This window comes from Rhizobium brockwellii (assembly GCF_000769405.2).
Classification (GTDB): domain Bacteria; phylum Pseudomonadota; class Alphaproteobacteria; order Rhizobiales; family Rhizobiaceae; genus Rhizobium; species Rhizobium brockwellii.
Genome location: NZ_CP053441.1, coordinates 390523 through 407859, shown reverse-complemented (window position 1 = coordinate 407859; position 17337 = coordinate 390523). Strand labels below are relative to the sequence as shown.

17 protein-coding genes are annotated in these 17337 nt (G+C 60.5%); 12 read left to right on the top strand and 5 right to left on the bottom strand.

The window, feature by feature from the left end:
- Nucleotides 1–52 precede the first annotated feature (52 nt).
- The 11 genes from glnT (at nt 53) to minE (ending at nt 10499) form a co-directional block, all read left to right on the top strand.
- Entirely contained in the window at nt 53–1360 is a 1308-nt protein-coding gene (glnT, locus tag RLCC275e_RS30005; protein WP_033183525.1) for a type III glutamate--ammonia ligase, read from the top strand.
- Nucleotides 1361–1457: 97 nt separating this feature from the next.
- On the top strand, nt 1458–2342 hold the full coding sequence (gene purU, locus RLCC275e_RS30000) for a formyltetrahydrofolate deformylase (RefSeq protein WP_003548134.1): 885 nt from the start codon (nt 1458–1460) through the stop codon (nt 2340–2342).
- A 173-nt stretch (nt 2343–2515) separates the two neighbouring features.
- The gene (locus RLCC275e_RS29995; RefSeq protein WP_011655280.1) at nt 2516–3649 is read left to right on the top strand and encodes an aminomethyl transferase family protein; all 1134 of its coding nucleotides are present in this window, start codon (nt 2516–2518) and stop codon (nt 3647–3649) included.
- Between the two features lie 11 nt (nt 3650–3660).
- Nucleotides 3661–4266, top strand: a complete 606-nt coding sequence (locus tag RLCC275e_RS29990) for a dimethylamine monooxygenase subunit DmmA family protein (RefSeq protein ID WP_033183526.1) — start codon at nt 3661–3663, stop codon at nt 4264–4266.
- Entirely contained in the window at nt 4263–5228 is a 966-nt protein-coding gene (locus tag RLCC275e_RS29985; protein ID WP_033183527.1) for a PDR/VanB family oxidoreductase, read from the top strand. The genes RLCC275e_RS29990 and RLCC275e_RS29985 overlap by 4 nt, the downstream gene beginning before the upstream one ends.
- Nucleotides 5229–5259: 31 nt before the next feature.
- Nucleotides 5260–6300 (top strand): heme-dependent oxidative N-demethylase family protein, encoded by a 1041-nt coding sequence (locus RLCC275e_RS29980; RefSeq protein WP_033183528.1) that lies wholly within the window; start codon nt 5260–5262, stop codon nt 6298–6300.
- A 50-nt stretch (nt 6301–6350) separates the two neighbouring features.
- Nucleotides 6351–7688, top strand: a complete 1338-nt coding sequence (locus RLCC275e_RS29975) for a trimethylamine monooxygenase (protein WP_011655276.1) — start codon at nt 6351–6353, stop codon at nt 7686–7688.
- Between the two features lie 121 nt (nt 7689–7809).
- Nucleotides 7810–8412: a methyl-accepting chemotaxis protein gene (locus tag RLCC275e_RS34610; RefSeq protein WP_033183874.1), complete on the top strand. Its 603-nt coding sequence runs from the start codon at nt 7810–7812 to the stop codon at nt 8410–8412.
- A gap of 209 nt (nt 8413–8621) precedes the next feature.
- Complete coding sequence (minC, locus tag RLCC275e_RS29965; protein WP_033183529.1) at nt 8622–9341, top strand: septum site-determining protein MinC; 720 nt, start codon at nt 8622–8624, stop codon at nt 9339–9341.
- Between the two features lie 85 nt (nt 9342–9426).
- Nucleotides 9427–10242 carry a septum site-determining protein MinD gene (minD, locus tag RLCC275e_RS29960; protein WP_033183530.1) on the top strand — a complete coding sequence of 272 codons (816 nt, stop codon included), beginning with the start codon at nt 9427–9429 and terminating at the stop codon, nt 10240–10242.
- Nucleotides 10239–10499 (top strand): cell division topological specificity factor MinE, encoded by a 261-nt coding sequence (gene minE / locus RLCC275e_RS29955; RefSeq protein WP_003548116.1) that lies wholly within the window; start codon nt 10239–10241, stop codon nt 10497–10499. The genes minD and minE overlap by 4 nt, the downstream gene beginning before the upstream one ends.
- A gap of 41 nt (nt 10500–10540) precedes the next feature.
- Here the strand turns inward: minE and RLCC275e_RS29950 are convergent, their stop codons facing one another.
- The 4 genes from RLCC275e_RS29950 to RLCC275e_RS29935 all read right to left on the bottom strand — a co-directional run bounded on the left by RLCC275e_RS29950 (nt 10541) and on the right by RLCC275e_RS29935 (nt 14382).
- Nucleotides 10541–10921, bottom strand: a complete 381-nt coding sequence (locus RLCC275e_RS29950) for a DUF6481 family protein (RefSeq protein WP_033183531.1) — start codon at nt 10919–10921, stop codon at nt 10541–10543.
- A 248-nt stretch (nt 10922–11169) separates the two neighbouring features.
- The gene (locus RLCC275e_RS29945) at nt 11170–11394 is read right to left on the bottom strand and encodes a hypothetical protein (protein WP_033183532.1); all 225 of its coding nucleotides are present in this window, start codon (nt 11392–11394) and stop codon (nt 11170–11172) included.
- A gap of 129 nt (nt 11395–11523) precedes the next feature.
- Nucleotides 11524–11733 (bottom strand): cold-shock protein, encoded by a 210-nt coding sequence (locus RLCC275e_RS29940; protein ID WP_003548109.1) that lies wholly within the window; start codon nt 11731–11733, stop codon nt 11524–11526.
- Between the two features lie 279 nt (nt 11734–12012).
- The gene (locus tag RLCC275e_RS29935; RefSeq protein ID WP_033183533.1) at nt 12013–14382 is read right to left on the bottom strand and encodes a trimethylamine N-oxide demethylase; all 2370 of its coding nucleotides are present in this window, start codon (nt 14380–14382) and stop codon (nt 12013–12015) included.
- 250 nt (nt 14383–14632) lie between these two features.
- Here RLCC275e_RS29935 and RLCC275e_RS29930 point away from each other — a divergent pair, with 250 nt between their 5' ends.
- Nucleotides 14633–16417, top strand: coding sequence for a trimethylamine N-oxide permease (locus RLCC275e_RS29930; RefSeq protein ID WP_033183534.1), 1785 nt, complete (start codon nt 14633–14635; stop codon nt 16415–16417).
- Nucleotides 16418–16567: 150 nt separating this feature from the next.
- Here the strand turns inward: RLCC275e_RS29930 and RLCC275e_RS29925 are convergent, their stop codons facing one another.
- A complete protein-coding gene (locus tag RLCC275e_RS29925; RefSeq protein ID WP_033183535.1) occupies nt 16568–17329 on the bottom strand; it encodes an SDR family NAD(P)-dependent oxidoreductase in 762 nt (253 codons plus the stop codon).
- Between the last annotated feature and the right edge of the window lie 8 nt (nt 17330–17337).

The window sequence follows — 17337 nt, the reverse complement described above, 5'->3', positions numbered from 1 at the left end:
CGTCTCGCATCCATAACCAAAGTGTCTCCAAGAAATCCAAAGGGGAACGAGAATGACACTGGACCTTGCTGCTTTTGCCAAAGACAAAGGCATCAAATATTTCATGATCAGCTATACCGACCTGTTCGGCGGCCAACGCGCCAAGCTGGTCCCCGCAGAAGCCATCGCCGATATGCAGAAAGATGGCGCCGGCTTTGCCGGCTTTGCAACCTGGCTCGATCTGACGCCTGCCCATCCCGACCTGTTTGCGGTTCCCGATGCTTCCTCCGTCATCCAGCTACCCTGGAAGAAAGACGTCGCATGGGTTGCTGCCGACTGCGTCATGGACGATCAGCCTGTCGAACAGGCACCGCGTGTGGTGCTGAAAAGACTGGTCGCCGAAGCTGCGAAAGAAGGGCTCCGGGTGAAAACCGGCGTGGAACCCGAGTTCTTTCTCATCTCCGCCGACGGCTCGGTGATTTCAGACCAGTTCGATACAGCCGAAAAACCCTGCTACGATCAGCAAGCCGTGATGCGTCGCTATGATGTCATCGCCGAGATTTGCGACTACATGCTCGAGCTTGGCTGGAAGCCCTATCAGAACGACCACGAGGACGCGAACGGCCAGTTCGAGATGAACTGGGAATATGACGACGCGCTTCAGACGGCGGACAAGCACTCCTTCTTCAAGTTCATGGTCAAGTCGGTCGCCGAAAAGCACGGCCTTCGCGCCACGTTCATGCCGAAGCCCTTCAAAGGCCTGACCGGAAACGGCTGCCATGCCCATATTTCGGTCTGGGACATCGATGGCAAGGTCAACGCCTTCGCGGACAAGGAAATGCCATTTGGGCTCTCGGCTCAGGGTAAAACCTTCCTCGGCGGCATCATGAAGCACGCCTCCGCGCTTGCCGCGATCACCAATCCGACGGTCAATTCCTATAAGCGCATCAACGCGCCGCGCACCACATCGGGCGCCACCTGGGCGCCGAACACCGTGACCTGGACGGGCAACAACCGCACCCACATGGTGCGCGTGCCGGGACCGGGCCGCTTCGAGCTGCGCCTGCCGGATGGTGCGGTCAACCCGTACCTGCTGCAGGCGATCATCATCGCGGCCGGCCTCGACGGCATCCGCAGCAAAGCCGATCCCGGCCGGCATTATGATATCGACATGTATGCCGAGGGGTATCTGGTGAAGGACGCGCCGCGCCTGCCGCTCAACCTGCTCGACGCGCTGCGCGCCTATGATGCCGACGAGGGCTTGAAGGAGGCAATCGGGGCCGAGTTTTCCGCCGCCTATCTCAAGCTCAAGCATCAGGAATGGAATGCTTTCTGCTCGCATTTCACCCAGTGGGAACGCGACAGTACGCTCGACATCTGAACGGACGGACGTTCTGAAGACACGCTGATGCGCCGGAGCCGACAAGCTCCGGCGTGATTTGGCCCTCTGCGCTTGGGATAGCGAAGGAAGAGACAGCATGAAGAACTTCGTACTCACCGTATCCTGCAAGTCGACGCGCGGCATCGTGGCGGCGATTTCGAGCTATCTGGCCGACAAGGGCTGCAACATCATCGACAGCTCGCAGTTCGACGATCTCGATACCGGCAAGTTCTTCATGCGCGTCAGCTTCATTTCGGAAGAGGGTCTTTCGGGCGCCGATATCGACACCGGTTTTGCAGCCGTCGCCGCTCCCTTCGAGATGGATTACGATTTTCACGACAGCGAGAAGCGCATGAAGGTGCTGCTGATGGTGTCGCGCTTCGGTCATTGCCTCAACGACCTGCTCTACCGCTGGAAGATCGGCGCCCTGCCGATCGATATCGTCGGCGTCGTCTCCAACCATTTCGACTACCAGAAGGTCGTGGTGAACCACGACATTCCCTTTCACCATATTCCGGTCACCAAGGCCAACAAGGTGCAGGCCGAGGCCCGCATCATGGAGGTGGCCGAGCAGACCGGCACCGAACTGATCGTGCTCGCGCGCTACATGCAGATCCTCTCGGACGAGATGTGCCAGAAAATGTCCGGGAAGATCATCAACATCCACCATTCCTTCCTGCCGAGCTTCAAGGGCGCCAATCCTTACAAACAGGCCTACGGCCGCGGCGTGAAGCTGATCGGCGCGACGGCGCATTACGTCACCGCCGATCTCGACGAAGGCCCCATCATCGAGCAGGATACGGCGCGCATCACCCATGCACAGTCACCCGACGACTATGTCTCGATCGGCCGCGACGTCGAAAGCCAGGTGCTGGCGCGTGCCATCCACGCCCATATCCATCACCGCACCTTCATCAACGGCAACCGCACCGTGGTCTTCCCGGCAAGCCCCGGCAGCTACGCCTCGGAACGCATGGGTTAGAGACGGGTTGGGGACGGCAAAAACGTAGCCGCATCCGTCATTCATTCGTTGAGGGCTGCAGCAAAGGCGCCGAAAGTTTTGGGAAATCCATGTCGGGCGGGCTTGCCACGGCGCGAAAGACGAATATAGTCAGGAAATAAATATTCCGTAGAGGAAACAAAAGGGAACGGACAATGGCTTTATCATGGCGTTTCTCCGTCTTGGCGGATCGGCATCGCGCTCTGGGATCGAAGCTCGAGGACTGGAGCGGCATGGGCACCGCCTGGACCTACGACAAGGACATGTCGGAAGAACATGTCGCCGTCCGCACCAAGGCCGGCATCATGGATGTCTCGGGCCTGAAGAAGGTGCACCTGGTCGGCCCGCACGCCATCGCCGTGCTCGACTCCATCACCACCCGCGACCTGACGAAGATCTACCCCGGCCGCTCGGTCTATGCGACGATGCTGAACGAGCGCGGCCACTTCACCGACGATTGCATCGTCTATCGCACCGGCCCGAATTCCTGGATGCTGGTGCACGGCTCCGGCTCCGGCCACGAGGAACTCGTCAAGCAGGCGGCAGGCCGCAATTGCGCGGTCCTCTTCGACGACGACCTGCACGACCTGTCGCTGCAGGGCCCGCTCGCGGTCGATTATCTCGCCAAATATGTGCCCGGCATCCGCGATCTCAAATATTTCCACCACATGCAGACGACGCTGTTCGGCGCACCGGTGATGATCTCGCGCACCGGCTATACCGGCGAACGTGGCTACGAGATCTTCGTGCGCGGCCAGGACGCCGTCATGGTCTGGGACCGGATCGTCGAGGAAGGCAAGGAGATGGGCATCATCCCCTGCTGCTTCTCCGTTCTCGACATGCTGCGGGTCGAAAGCTATCTGCTGTTCTACCCCTACGACAATTCGCAGATGTATCCCTTCGCCGACCAGGCGCCCGGCGACAGCCTCTGGGAACTCGGCCTCGACTTCACCGTCAGCCCCGGCAAGACGGGCTTCCGTGGCGCCGAGGAACATGCCCGTCTCAAGGGTAAGGAACGCTTCAAGATCTTCGGCATGCTGATCGATGCCGACGGACCGGCCGATCTCGGCGACGAAGTCTTTGCCGACGGCAAAAAGGTTGGCGTCATCACCTGCCCGAGCTATTCATCGCTGACGCAGAAATCCATGGCGATTGCCCGTCTGGACGTTGACAAGGCGGTGCATGGGACGAAACTCGAAGTCCGCGGCAAGACCGTGAAGGCAGGCGCCACCGCCCACACGCTTCCTTTCGACGATCCGGAGAAGAAGAAGAGGACCGCCGTAGGTTAAGGAGCACGCGAATGCTCGTTGCAGGCATCAAAAGCCGACCAGTCTACACGGGCCTGACCATCCAGCCGCGCGCCCGGCGGCACATTTTCGCGCTCGAAGGGGAGGGCGCCAAGGCTCTCCTCGATCAGCAGCCGGCGCTTGACGAAACGGCGCTTTCTCGCAGCGAAATCCTCTATGTAGCCCGCGGCTCACAGGGTACTGGCCTGGACGAGGCGCTGCGCCGCCTCGGCGCCGACATGTTCTTCACGGCCCCGACCATCGCAACGCTGCTCTTCCGATTGAAGGGGTCGCTTGCCACCGCTCATATGGGCACGCGGCTTTATCTATCGGGCACGGAAGGCTTCATCGGCCAGGCAATGCTCGTGGCGCTCGATTACGGCATGGACCATGCCTCCGTCATCACCGAGCATCGCGGCTCGCTGGCCAGGCGTGTGCAATGCGTGCATTGCAAGGGCGTCACCGACGACGTCACCACCAGCCCGTTTGCCTGCAGCCATTGCGGGCTGACGCTTTTGGTGCGCGACCATTATTCGCGCCGGCTCGCCGCCTTCCAGGGCGTCAATATCGATGCGGAAGAACCGGGCAGCGCGCCTGATCCGGAGGAGTTGTTCCTTTGAGCGGTGGCACTGAAATTCCTGTCCGCGTGACGCGGATCACGCCGATCGCCGAGCGCGTCAAGCGCTTCCGTTTCGAGCGCCTTGACGGCAAGCCGATGCCTTATTTCTCCGGCGGCGCCCACGTCATCGTTTTGATGAACGATGGCGGCCATATGCGCCGCAACGCCTATTCGCTGATGTCGCCGCCGCATGATTGCGCAGCCTATGAGATCAGCGTGCTGCACGTCGAGGATTCGCGCGGCGGCTCCACCTTCATGCATGAGAAGCTCAGCGAAGGCGACGAGTTGACGGTCAGCTATCCCGTCAACCTCTTCCAGCCGGACTGGCGCGGGCGCAAGCACCTTCTGATCGCCGGCGGCATCGGCATTACCCCCTTCATTGCAATGATGGAGCAGTTTTCCCGCGAGGGCGCCAATTTCGAGCTGCATTATGCCATCCGCACGCGCGACCGCGGTGCCTATTGGCAGCAACTTGTCGAGCGCTATGGCGGACATCGCATCAAGATCTATTGCGATGCCGAAGGCGGCGCCATCCCCCTGACGCGCCTGCTCGGCACCCAGCCGCTCGGCACGCATCTTTATGTCTGCGGCCCATCCGGCATGATCGACGGCGTGCTGAAGGCGGGACTAGACGCCGGCTGGCCGGAGCAGAACCTGCATTCCGAACGGTTCCTGTCGTCTCTACCAGGCAAGCCCTTCTCGATCGAGCTCCTGCGGTCCGGCAAGACCGTGAAGGTCGGCCATCACGAAAGCATGCTGGAGGCGATCGAAGCGGCGGGCGTCGACGCGCCCTTCCTCTGTCGCGGCGGCGCCTGCGGTCAATGCGAGACCGGCGTCGTCACTTGCGACGGCAAGCTGCTGCACCATGACGTCTATTTGACGAGCGAAGAAAAAGCATCCGGCCGCAAGGTGATGATCTGCGTTTCCCGCTTCGAGGGAAACACGCTGCATCTTGATCTCTAGCGGCATTGGAAGCGGAACAAGGAGACCGGACATGGCAATCGTCTTCAAGCAGGAAACCTTCCGGAACGATTTCAGCTATCGCAACAGCCCCGAGAACATCCGGCGTTTCCCGTTTCCCTTCGACCGCGACGAATACATGTATTCCGTCAATATGGAGCCGCACGTGCACGGCCGGGCGGGAACCGTCTACGAAAGCCTGATCGACGTCGACGAGCATTACGTCGCCGAGATGCACGATCGGGCGCTGGTCCTGAAGGAAGATCCGCTGCGCTATCAGGCGCTGCCGCACATGATGAGCGCCCAATGGGACACGCTCGAACTTTTGATGGAAGAGCAGGCGGCAGGGTACCCCGATCATTTCACGCTGATCCGCAACGGCGACCAGTGGCGCTGGATCAATCGCCCGCTCGGCATCGACGACAGCTTCACCTTCGGCGATGCTTCGACGCTGCCCTATGAGCCCTTCGAATATATCACCCGCCAGGCCCAGGGAGACTTCTGCATCGTCGACCAGCGCGACAGCAATCTCTGGATGGATGCCGGCATGGTGACGACTCAGGCCGACTGGTCGCTCGATTTCGATATCGGCATGAACTTCATGGAATGGCACGGGCCGGTGCCGCTCGCCCACCAGATCGGCGTCTTCGACAGGGCGCTGAAATTCCTGTTGAACCTGCAGCAGGGCAAGCCGACACGACGCTTCAACTGGACGATGACGATCAATCCTCGGCTCGACACCAGCCCGGAGAATTATCACAAATGGGGTCCTGACCGCACCACGGTGACGCCGGAGAATGTCGGCGAGAAGGTGCATCTTCGTGTCGAATTGCAGAGCCTCTGGCGCCTGCCGCGCTCCAACGCCATCCTCTTCGTCATCCGCTGCTACCTGATGAATATGGAAGAGCTCGTCACCGTGCCGAAATGGGCGCGCCGCTTTCCGCGCGTACTGAAGACGCTGCCGCCCGAGCTCATCGACTACAAGGGCCTTACCCGCTTCCGCGAGACGACGATCGAGTGGCTTTCAAAATACGACGACGGGGCGCCGACCAGCCCCGGCATCTATCCGGACTGAGGCGCGGCGATGCACCAGATAAAACGACATAATCAAGAGGGGAATGCTTCATGACAAGAGTAGCCGTCATCGGTGCCGGTCCTTCCGGGCTGGCGCAGCTGCGCGCCTTTCAATCGGCCGCCCAGAAGGGCGCCGAAATCCCGGAGATCGTCTGCTTCGAAAAGCAGTCGGATTGGGGCGGGCTCTGGAACTATACCTGGCGCACCGGCCTCGACGAATATGGCGAGCCGGTCCATGGCAGCATGTATCGCTACCTCTGGTCGAACGGCCCGAAGGAATGCCTCGAATTCGCCGATTATTCCTTCGAGGAGCATTTCGGCAAGCCGATCGCCTCCTATCCGCCACGCGCCGTGCTCTGGGATTACATCAAGGGCCGCGTCGAGAAGGCGAACGTCCGCCACTGGGTGCGCTTCAGCACACCGGTGCGCATGGTTCGCTTCGACGATCAGACGAAGAAATTCACGGTGACGGCGCATAACCGCATCGAGGACCGGATGTATGACGAGGAGTTCGACTATGTCGTCGTGGCATCAGGTCACTTCTCGACGCCGAACGTGCCCTATTTCGAGGGCGTGAAGACCTTCAACGGCCGCGTGCTGCATGCCCATGATTTCCGCGACGCGCTGGAGTTCAAGGGCAAGGACATCCTGCTCGTCGGCCGCAGCTATTCGGCCGAGGACATCGGCTCACAATGCTGGAAATACGGCGCGAAATCGGTGACGACGAGCTACCGCTCGAAGCCGATGGGCTTCAAATGGCCGGAGAATTTCGAAGAACGGCCGCTGCTGACCAAGCTCGAAAACCGCACGGCGCATTTCCTCGACGGCTCGACCAAGGAGGTCGATGCCGTGATCCTCTGCACCGGATACCAGCACCATTTCCCCTTCCTGCCCGACGATCTCCGGCTGAAGACGGCCAATCGCCTCTGGGCCGACAGCCTCTACAAGGGGGTGATCTTCGACAAGAACCCGCAGCTTTTCTATATCGGCATGCAGGACCAGTTCTACACCTTCAACATGTTCGACGTGCAGGCCTGGTGGGCGCGCGACGTGATGATGGGCCGCATCACCCTGCCGCCGGAAGAGGAGTTGAAGGCCAATTTCGACATGTGGCGCGCCCGCGAGGAGACGCTCGAGGATGCCGAGCAGATGATCTGGTACCAGGGCGACTATGTGAAGGAACTGCTCGCTGAAACCGACTATCCCTCCTTCGACATCGAGGGCACCAACCAGACCTTCATGGAGTGGGAACATCACAAGGCCCATAACATCATGGGCTTTCGCGATCATGCCTACCGATCGCTGATGACCGGCAACATGTCGCCGACGCACCACACCCCCTGGGTCGAGGCGCTCGACGATTCCATGGAGGAATATCTACGCAACTGATGAGGCGGACCTGCATTGCCGGAGGAGGGTGCTCGCGCTCTCTTCCGGCATTGTGACGTGCGCCATTTTAAATGAGACGACATAAATCCATCTGCAACTCTTCTCTTCGAATGTGGCCTTCATGGATTTTCAAACGAGCGTTCTCGGGCGCATGAGCGGTTTTCTCTATCGCTGCCGTGCCGATGAAAACTACACGATGCTTGAGATGACCAATGGCATCGAGCGCATCTTCGGTTATCCCGTCGACGAAATCATCGGCAACCGCACGCGGACCTTCACCTCGATCATGTACGAGGAAGACGTGCCTCTGATGGACGAGATCGTCGGACGGGCGCTGGAGAAGCGCACGGACTGGACAATGGAGTACCGCATCCGTCACGCCATGGGCCATCTCATCTGGGTCACCGAGACCGGCGGCGGCATCTGGGACGAGAAAGGTGAGCTTCTCTATCTCGAAGGCAGCATCATCAACATCGAATCGCTCTATCAGCGAATTGACGAACAGACCTCCGGCATGCGCATCACCGCCTCGAAGACCAATGAGATCCTGCAATCGCTGCGTTACCTGAAGCTGCTCGCCGTCAATGCCGGCATCGAGGCCGCCCGCGCCGGCACGGCCGGATCGGGCTTTGCCGTGCTGGCCGCCGAGATGCGCACGCTTGCCAACTCCTCGGAGGAGGCCGCACGCGCCATTTCCAACGCACAACGCAAGGCCGAAGGCTGAGCTTTACCCCAAGCAGCGGCAGATTTGCGGCTCAGGTCGAAGCGGCAATATTAACAGTGCAGCGCTTCCGGCGATAGCAACGCTTTTCCAATAACTTGCGGTAATTCTGCGCTTAAAAAATCTCAGGTGATTGTGGGTGTTATTAAGGCCGCGTTAACTTTTTGTTAACCATAGCAGCGGTAGACATGGTCAACGATTTCTTCACATAGATGACCAAAGTGCTAACAGACGCTCGCTCTATCCGCATCAAGGGCCGCTCTTTCCTCGCGGTCATGCTGTCTCCGGATCTTCCCATCGATGATTGGTTGATCCGGCTGGACGATCTGGCTGCGCGTTCGGCCGGCTTCTTCCTCGGACGGCCTGTCGTGCTCGACCTGACGGACCTGCAAATCGACCGGCCACAGCTGAAGGACCTGATTGCCGAACTTGCCAAGCGCAATGTCAGCATCATGGGCATTGAGGGCGCACGGCCTTCGATCCTCGGATCCGGCATGCCGCCGGCACTCAAAGGCGGTCGGTCGGTCTCCGACATCGAAGTTCAGGCAAAGGAGCCTGCCGATCTACCCGGCAAACCGGCAGCGGCGGAACCCCGCCCGGCCATGCAATCGATCGTCATCCGGGAACCGGTGCGCTCGGGGCAATCGGTAATCTTTCCGGAAGGCGACGTCACCGTCATCGGTTCGGTCGCCTCGGGTGCCGAGGTCATCGCCGGCGGGTCCGTCCATATCTATGGCGCCTTGCGTGGCCGAGCCATGGCGGGATCCATCGGAAACGCATCGGCGCGGATCTTTTGCCGCAAGCTCGAGGCCGAGCTGGTTGCAATCGACGGCATCTACAAAATGGCGGAAGACATGGCGCCCAATCTTCGCGGACAGGCTGTTCAGCTCTGGCTCGAAGACGACGCGATCATGGCAGAGAAACTGATCTGACGACAGCGCCGCGCGTCTCATCGAGAACCGCAAAGGGCGCTACAACGTTTTGAATTACTGGGGCCACGGCAAAGGAGAGACAATGATGGGGAAAGTGATCGTCGTCACGTCAGGCAAGGGCGGGGTTGGCAAGACGACCTCGACCGCCGCATTGGGAGCGGCGCTGGCGCAACGCAATGAGAAAGTCGTCGTCGTCGATTTCGACGTGGGCTTACGCAATCTCGACCTCGTGATGGGCGCCGAGCGCAGGGTCGTCTACGACCTGATCAATGTCATCCAAGGCGACGCCAAGCTTACCCAGGCGCTGATCCGCGACAAGCGGCTGGAAACGCTGTTCCTGCTGCCGGCCTCGCAGACGCGCGACAAGGACAATCTGACGGCCGAGGGCGTCGAGCGCGTCATCAACGACCTGAAGCGCTATTTCGACTGGATCATCTGCGACAGCCCCGCCGGGATCGAGCGCGGCGCAACGCTCGCCATGCGCCACGCCGATGTTGCCGTGGTGGTTACCAATCCCGAGGTCTCGTCGGTGCGCGATTCCGATCGCATCATCGGCCTGCTGGATGCCAAGACCGCCAAAGCCGAGCGCGGCGAGCGGATGGAAAAGCACCTGCTGCTCACCCGCTACGACGCCAACCGCGCCGAACGCGGCGACATGCTCAAGGTCGACGACGTCCTGGAGATCCTGTCCATCCCGCTGCTCGGCATCATACCCGAAAGCATGGATGTTCTGCGGGCATCCAACATCGGTGCGCCGGTCACGCTGGCAGACAGCCGCAGCTCGGCTGCGATGGCCTATTTCGATGCCGCTCGCCGGCTCGCCGGCGAGACGGTGCCGATCGCCATCCCAGAGGAAAAGAGGAATATTTTCGGTAAGATCTTCGGACGGAGGGCGGCATGAATATTTTCCGTCTTTTCAACAAACAGAGAACCGCACCGGCCGCCCGCGAACGGCTGCAGGTCCTTCTCGCCCATGAACGTTCCTCGGCGGGGTCGGACCTGGTCACCCTGCTGCGCGAGGAAATCCTGGCGGTGATCGCAAAGCATGTACAGCTCGACCACGACAAGGTGCAGGTGACGATCGATCGCAACGAATACGTCTCGACCCTTGAGATCGACGTCGAAATCCCGCTGAATGCAGCCGTGCAGGCCGCTTGAAAGAGAGCGCTGCCTGTCCTGACGACAGGCGGCGCTGACGATCAGGACTTCCTGGCTTTGCGATTGGCGTAACGCAGGTCGCGTTCGGCCTTTCGGGCGGCTTCGTCGGCAATCACGCGGGCGATCCGCTCTTTGTCGGCCGCTTCGCGCGCGTCGGCATCGGCGCGTGCTGCGGCCTCGGCGGCAGCCTGACGTTCGGCCTCGGCGGCCTGAGCCCGTTCCAGCTCCTCGAGCTTGATCCGTTCTCGCTGAGCGCGACGTTCTTCCCTGGCCGCGGCAATGGCTTGACGCTCCGCCTGCTTTGCCAGCCTTGTCGGTTCGGCTGAATCCTTGGCGCTACGATACGCATTGAGGAGAGCCGCCTTGGCTTCGGCAGCGGCGCTGCGGCGATCGGAAAGCTCGTTGTTTTTGGCGTTTTTCAAATCTGTTTCCTGACTGTTTGACTTCGACCCTAGAGCATGATGCCGAAAACTGTGCGCGGTTTTCGGACGACATCATGCTCTAACTCTTTAATTTATAACAGGATTCAGATTTTAGGCCGATCCGGCCTAAAATCATCCTGTTCTACGGCGCAGCACGTCTTAAGACGTGCAAAGGGCGCTGTAATATTTTGAACTGCTGCATCGCTTTATCCTGAAATCGGACCGATTTAAGGAATTCTGCCGTAGGGTCAGATTTTCTTTTTTCGCTTCGCGCTGGGAGCAGTACCCCCTGTCAAGCGATCCTGCAATTCCTTGGCTTCACGCGCTTCGCGTAACCGCAAGGTTTTTTCCTCGCGGGCACGTACGGTCGAATCGATCTCTTCGACCGCGCGGCTTCGCGCCAGGAACTGCGATTGCGCGTTTCCGAAGGCAATCTCCGCCTGCTTGCGTGATTTGCTGTGTGACTCTGTCATATCAATCCTGGATTTATGAGCCCGCTTGGCGGAACGCAGCAAAAAGGCCAGGCAACTTGCCTGACCTTGATAGTATCATACTTTCGACTGTGCCGGTACATCCGCGGTCAAAGGAAAGCAGATTTCAGTTTAAGCGGCTTGGAGATTGCAAGCGGACATTTTGCCCGACTTGTTATCGCGCTCAAGCTCGTAGCCAATCTTCTGGCCTTCGACGATTTCGCGCATTCCGGCGCGTTCGACGGCAGAGATGTGGACGAAGGCGTCAGCGCCGCCGTCGTCAGGCTGAATGAAGCCGAAGCCCTTGGTGGAATTGAACCATTTAACTGTGCCAGTGGTCATAACGAACCCTTTCATAGCAATTGAAGGCCGCACGTGCGGAAGCACGACGGATGATGATCTCGATTTTGAAGAGGGAAGTTCGTCCAGGGCACGTTGCCAGCGCGCGATAACAAAAGTCAAACAAGCAATATCGACAACCGAGATATAATCATTGACGTCAGAAATGTCAACTTTTAGTTTTTTCGAGCCGTCATTTCGCCACCAGATTGTATCTCGACAGTCTTGCGCGCGCCACAAGATCGAGCGTCGACCGCCGTCCCCTGATCTTGAAAGCATGCGCTACGAGCGCGGCCGCGTCTTCTGCGGATCGTAATGCGAAAGCGGCACGATCGTCGCCGGCAGGCGCTTCTGGTGGCCGTCGAGTTTACCGATCTCGACCTCGGTGCCGGGGCTCGCATGCATCACGTCGATGCGGGCGAGCGCGATCGTCTTGCCGAGGATCGGCGAGCGCGTGGCGCTGGTGACGACGCCCACCTGAGCCCGGCCGATATGGATGCAATCGCCATGACCGACGGCCTCGTTCGCCTTGATATCAAGGCCGACGAGCAGATGGCGCGGGTGCTCCTTGCGCCGGATCAGCGCCTCGCGGCCAATGAAATCGTCCTGCTTGGATTTCAGCGGCACGGTAAAGCCGATGCCGGCCTCGAACGGGTCCGTCTGGTCGGTGAATTCATGATGGGCAAAGATCAGGCCCGCCTCGATGCGGACCATGTCGAGCGCCTCCAGTCCCATCGGCTTCAACCCGTGCGGCTGTCCGGCCTCCCAGACCGCGTCGAACACCGTCAGCGCGTCCTTCGGATGGCAGAAAATCTCATAGCCGAGCTCGCCGGTGTAACCCGTGCGCGAGACGACGACAGGCGTACCTTCGAAGCCGCCGATACGGCCAACGGTGAAACGGAACCATTCGAGCTCGCCAATCGTCGGCTGGCGCGGCGCCGTCCAAATGATCTCCTTCAGGATATCGCGGCTCTTCGGTCCCTGCAGAGCGATATTGTGCATCTGGTCGGTCGATGAGCGGACCCACGCCTTGAAGCCCTTCTTCTCAGCCTGCTGACGCAACCATACGCCGCTGAAATCATCGCCGCCGATCCAGCGGAAATTCTTGTCGCCGAGCCGGAAGAGCGTGCCGTCATCGATCATGCCGCCGTTCTCATAGCACATGGCGGAATAGACGACCTGGCCGGTCGAGAGCTTGCGCACATCGCGGGTCAGGCAATATTGCAGCAGCTCCTCGGCATCCGGTCCCGTCACCTCGAACTTGCGCAGGGGCGAGAGGTCGATGACGGCGGCGCGCTCGCGGCAGGCCCAGTATTCCTCGGTAGGTCCTTCGCTGGAAAAGCGGTTCGGCAGCCAGTAGCCGCGATATTCCGTGTAATCCCGCGTCAGCGCGGAGAGGCGGGGATGAAAGGCGGTTTCCCGCGTCAGTTCGGCGTCGGCATCAGGGGTCATGCGATAGGCTACCGCTCGTGAGAATTTCTCTTTTCCGGAAAAGGTGCGAACGTGGATATCCGTCGGATCCCAGCCGTTCGCCGCATCGATATCGTCAGGGCAGGACGATGAGACGCAGACGAGATCGGTCAACGCCCGCATCAGCACGTAGTCACCAGGACGCGACCAGGGCTCGTCGAGATAGAGCTGGTTGTTGTGGTCGATATTGGTGTTGTAGAAATAATTCAGCGCTTCCCAGCCTTTGCGGCCGGCAATGCCATAAGGCGCCAGTGCGGCATTGAAATTGTCCGTGCAGTTGACATGGCCGGGATAGCCCATGTCGTCGTAATAGCGGGAATTGCAGGCGGTCGCGAAAGCGTCGTGACGGCCAACTGTATCCTGAACGATCTCGACCAGCGGCTCGAAATCCCGGTCGAAGGCCTTGGAGGGGAGGCCCGGCATCGGATAGCTGCGGCCGAGCAGCGTGCGGGTGACGGTGGAATCAAGCGCGAGGTCGAGACCCTTGTCGACCTTGCGGGCGGCAAAAGCCTGGAAATCGGTGCACTGACGCCCATAAACGTCGATGATTTGGATGAATTCGCCAGCGCGCACGAAATAGGCAGACGCAGTCGCCGCCCGGATGCGGATATCCTCGACCGGATCGGCGACCGGTTCCGGCAGGGCGGAGGCATAATCGCGGATCAGCAGGCTGCGCTTGATCCTGACCTCGATCGGTGTTGCCGTATCCTGCGCCTCCGGCGACATGGCGCTGGCCGGTGCTGCGACGATCAGCAGGCCCTTCAGGGAAATCGTGAATTCCGCCCGGCTGCCCGGCGTCGAGCCCGCGCCGAAAATGCTGAGCGCGCCGGCCTTTGCCAGATCGGCGCCGCGACGCTGAAGTGCTGTACGCGTGCGGGCAGCACTCTCATCCTCCGTCTGAAGAATGGCCTTCAAACCCTCGGCCGAATTGCTGAATGCCGTTCCGAGACCGGCCGCCAGGAAGCGCCCTTTCTCGTCGAGAAAAGAGAGCTCGCAGACCTGTGCGCCCTCGCTGTCGATAACGCTGACGCGGTCGCCCGGCTCGACGCGCAGAACGACCGATCCGCCGCCCTTTGCCCTGTAACGCTCGGTCCCCTCCGGCAGGGTGGGAATGCCGGGATAGTGCACGAGGCTCGCAGCCGCCGGCCGCAAGCCCGTCATAGCAGGGTGAAGTTCTCGCATGCTGCCCTCATGGGAGGATCGGGCATCCTCCGACACCCACCCATACAGGTTACAAAATGCGTCACGAAAGTAAAGTCGAGTTGACTAAAAAGAAAAAATCTTCACTATGCATCAAGAGTTGAGACTCGGGGAATCCGTCGGGAACGCGGATCGCAAAAATCATCCGGGCGGGCTTGAGACGGTCAGGGAGACACGTTCAGGGAGACGTACAAAGATACGTCCGGAACAAATAGAATGGGGAATTTCACCGATGACAGACGTTGTGGAGGCCGGGATTGCATCCGGCACCGAAGGTAAGCTTGTACGTGCGCTCGACTGGAAGGGCGCATTCTGGGTGGCTGCGGGCGTGCCGCCGCTCGTTCTTTTCTCCATTGGCGGCATCGCAGGCACGACGGGCAAGCTCGCCTTCGTCGTCTGGATCATCTCGATGGTGATGGGTTTCCTGCAATCATTCACCTATGCCGAAATCGCCGGCATGTTCGCCAACAAATCCGGCGGCGCCTCGGTCTATGGCGCCACCGCCTGGCTGCGCTATTCGAAATTCATCGCGCCGCTGTCCGTCTGGTGCAACTGGTTTGCCTGGTCGCCGGTGCTGTCGCTCGGCTGCGCCATCGCCGCCGGTTACATCCTCAACGCATTCTACCCGATTCCGGCAGCGGATTCGCAGATGGTCCTCGACTGGATCTCAGCCCATGCCGCTTCCATCACGGCCGACAGCCCCCGCGTCGCCGAATATATCGCAGCCCATGCCGGCACCACGCCGGATGACGCCATCAAGGCATTGCTCGGCACCGATGGTATCGCCGCCCTGACGCCGGCGATCCGCAACTGGTCGCTCTTCAGCTTCAACATTCCCTTCCTTGCCACCGCCAATATCAACGCCACCTTCTTCATCGGCGGCATCCTGATGCTGATCATCTTCGCGATCCAGCATCGCGGCATTTCCGAAACGGCAAGCGTGCAGAAGTGGCTGGCCATCATCGTGCTGGTGCCGTTGCTCATCATCGGCCTCTACCCGATCGTCAGCGGCCAGATCCTTGCCACCAACGTCACCGGTCTCGTGCCGCCGACGGCCGCCTATGCCGCTGCCGACGGCACCTGGAGCAACGGCGGCTGGACACTCTTCCTCGGTGGCCTCTATATCGCCGCCTGGTCGACCTACGGCTTCGAGACGGCGGTCTGCTACACCCGCGAACTCAAGAACCCGAAGACCGACACCTTCAAGGCGATCTTCTATTCCGGCCTTGCCTGCTGCCTGTTCTTCTTCCTCGTGCCCTTCGCCTTCCAGGGCGTTCTCGGCCATGCAGGCATGCTGGCCCCCGGCATCGTCGATGGCACCGGTGTTGCCGAAGCGCTCGGCGGCCTGATCGGCGCCGGCCGCGTCGTCACCCAGTTGCTCGTCGTCCTGATGATCATGGCGCTCTTCCTCGCCATCATGACGGCGATGGCCGGTTCCTCGCGCACGCTCTACCAGGGCTCGAAGGACGGCTGGCTGCCGAAATATCTCGACCACGTCAACGAACACGGCGCGCCGACCAGGGCGATGTGGACCGATTTCGCCTTCAATCTCTTCCTGCTGGCGATCGCCTCGGATGTCGGCGGCTACTTCTTCGTGCTCGCCGTCTCGAATGTCGGCTACATCATCTTCAACTTCCTCAACCTCAATTCCGGCTGGATCCACCGGATGGATTCCGGCCATATCGAACGCCCCTGGAAGGCGCCGACCTGGCTGATCGGCCTCAACACCGTGCTAGCCTTCGTCAACGCGCTGTTTCTCGGTGCGGGTGCCAAGGTCTGGGGTTATTCCAATGCGCTCTGGGTCGGCTTCATCTTCGCCGCCCTGATCCTGCCGGTCTTCGCCTATCGCCATTATGTGCGCGACGGCGGCAAATTCCCCGCAGGCGCAATGGAGGATCTCGGCCTCGTCGGCCAGGATCTCGGCGTCAAGAAAGCCGGCATGCTGCCTTATCTCGCACTCGCTGGCGGTCTGGCGATCGTCCTGATCGCCAACGTGATCTTCCAGCTTCCGGCCTAAAATCGCCTCCCAAGCAGACAGGCCGTCAAGCCGCCATGGAAACATGGCGGCTTTTTCGCGCTCAGATTCTTTGATTTAGATCCGGATGACTATAAGCCGAACCGACCTAAAATCACCCGGATGCAATGGTGCAAACCCGTTTCACCACGGTCATACGATGGTCTCGCCGCCATCGACGACGAGGATCTGCCCGGTCACGTAGGACGAGCGGTCCGAGACGAGGAAGAGAATGGGCTCGGCAATCTCCGAGACATTAGCCCAGCGTCCGAGCGGCACCTTCTCGGCGATATAGGCCTCGATCGCGTCGCGCCCGCCCATCTGGGCGATGAACGGTTCGTTGAAGGGCGTATCCACCCAGCCTGGGCAAAGCGCGTTGACGCGGATGCCGAACCTGGCGTAGTCGCCCGCCATCTGCCGGGTCATCGCGATGACGGCATGTTTCGTCGTCGTATAGGCAATCATCTCGCGATCGTAGAGCACGCCAGACGAGGAGGAGGTGTTGAGGATGACGCCGCGGCCGGCCTTCTTCATCAGCGGCATGACGAAGCGAGCCGCCATGAAATGCGCTCGGACATTCAGGCTCCACGACCTGTCGAAGCCTTCGACGGCCACCTGTTCCAGATCGCCCGCCACCTGTGCGCCGGCATGATTGTGGAGGATGTCGATCCGACCGTGACGTTCGGCGACCGCGGCGATGCCGGCTTCGAGTGCAGCATCGTCAGTCACGTCGAGAACGAGGCTCTCGGCCTTGCCGCCGGCGGCCTCGATCCGGCCGACGGTCTCCGCGGCATTGGCGGCATTCAGGTCGGCCACCACGACGAACGCGCCTTCCCCTGCCATGATCAGCGCGCCGGCCTGGCCGATGCCCGACCCCGCTCCGGTGACGATCGCGACGCGATTATCAAGAATCATTGGTGTTT

What these genes read in the sequence shown, in the direction of transcription:
- glnT (WP_033183525.1), top strand. Translation starts at nt 53, where the DNA reads ATGACACTGGACCTTGCTGCTTTTGCCAAAGACAAAGGCATCAAATAT.
- purU (WP_003548134.1), top strand. Translation starts at nt 1,458, where the DNA reads ATGAAGAACTTCGTACTCACCGTATCCTGCAAGTCGACGCGCGGCATC.
- RLCC275e_RS29995 (WP_011655280.1), top strand. Translation starts at nt 2,516, where the DNA reads ATGGCTTTATCATGGCGTTTCTCCGTCTTGGCGGATCGGCATCGCGCT.
- RLCC275e_RS29990 (WP_033183526.1), top strand. Translation starts at nt 3,661, where the DNA reads ATGCTCGTTGCAGGCATCAAAAGCCGACCAGTCTACACGGGCCTGACC.
- RLCC275e_RS29980 (WP_033183528.1), top strand. Translation starts at nt 5,260, where the DNA reads ATGGCAATCGTCTTCAAGCAGGAAACCTTCCGGAACGATTTCAGCTAT.
- RLCC275e_RS29975 (WP_011655276.1), top strand. Translation starts at nt 6,351, where the DNA reads ATGACAAGAGTAGCCGTCATCGGTGCCGGTCCTTCCGGGCTGGCGCAG.
- RLCC275e_RS34610 (WP_033183874.1), top strand. Translation starts at nt 7,810, where the DNA reads ATGGATTTTCAAACGAGCGTTCTCGGGCGCATGAGCGGTTTTCTCTAT.
- minC (WP_033183529.1), top strand. Translation starts at nt 8,622, where the DNA reads ATGACCAAAGTGCTAACAGACGCTCGCTCTATCCGCATCAAGGGCCGC.
- minD (WP_033183530.1), top strand. Translation starts at nt 9,427, where the DNA reads ATGGGGAAAGTGATCGTCGTCACGTCAGGCAAGGGCGGGGTTGGCAAG.
- minE (WP_003548116.1), top strand. Translation starts at nt 10,239, where the DNA reads ATGAATATTTTCCGTCTTTTCAACAAACAGAGAACCGCACCGGCCGCC.
- RLCC275e_RS29945 (WP_033183532.1), bottom strand. Translation starts at nt 11,394, where the DNA reads ATGACAGAGTCACACAGCAAATCACGCAAGCAGGCGGAGATTGCCTTC.
- RLCC275e_RS29940 (WP_003548109.1), bottom strand. Translation starts at nt 11,733, where the DNA reads ATGACCACTGGCACAGTTAAATGGTTCAATTCCACCAAGGGCTTCGGC.
- RLCC275e_RS29935 (WP_033183533.1), bottom strand. Translation starts at nt 14,382, where the DNA reads ATGCGAGAACTTCACCCTGCTATGACGGGCTTGCGGCCGGCGGCTGCG.
- RLCC275e_RS29930 (WP_033183534.1), top strand. Translation starts at nt 14,633, where the DNA reads ATGACAGACGTTGTGGAGGCCGGGATTGCATCCGGCACCGAAGGTAAG.
- RLCC275e_RS29925 (WP_033183535.1), bottom strand. Translation starts at nt 17,329, where the DNA reads ATGATTCTTGATAATCGCGTCGCGATCGTCACCGGAGCGGGGTCGGGC.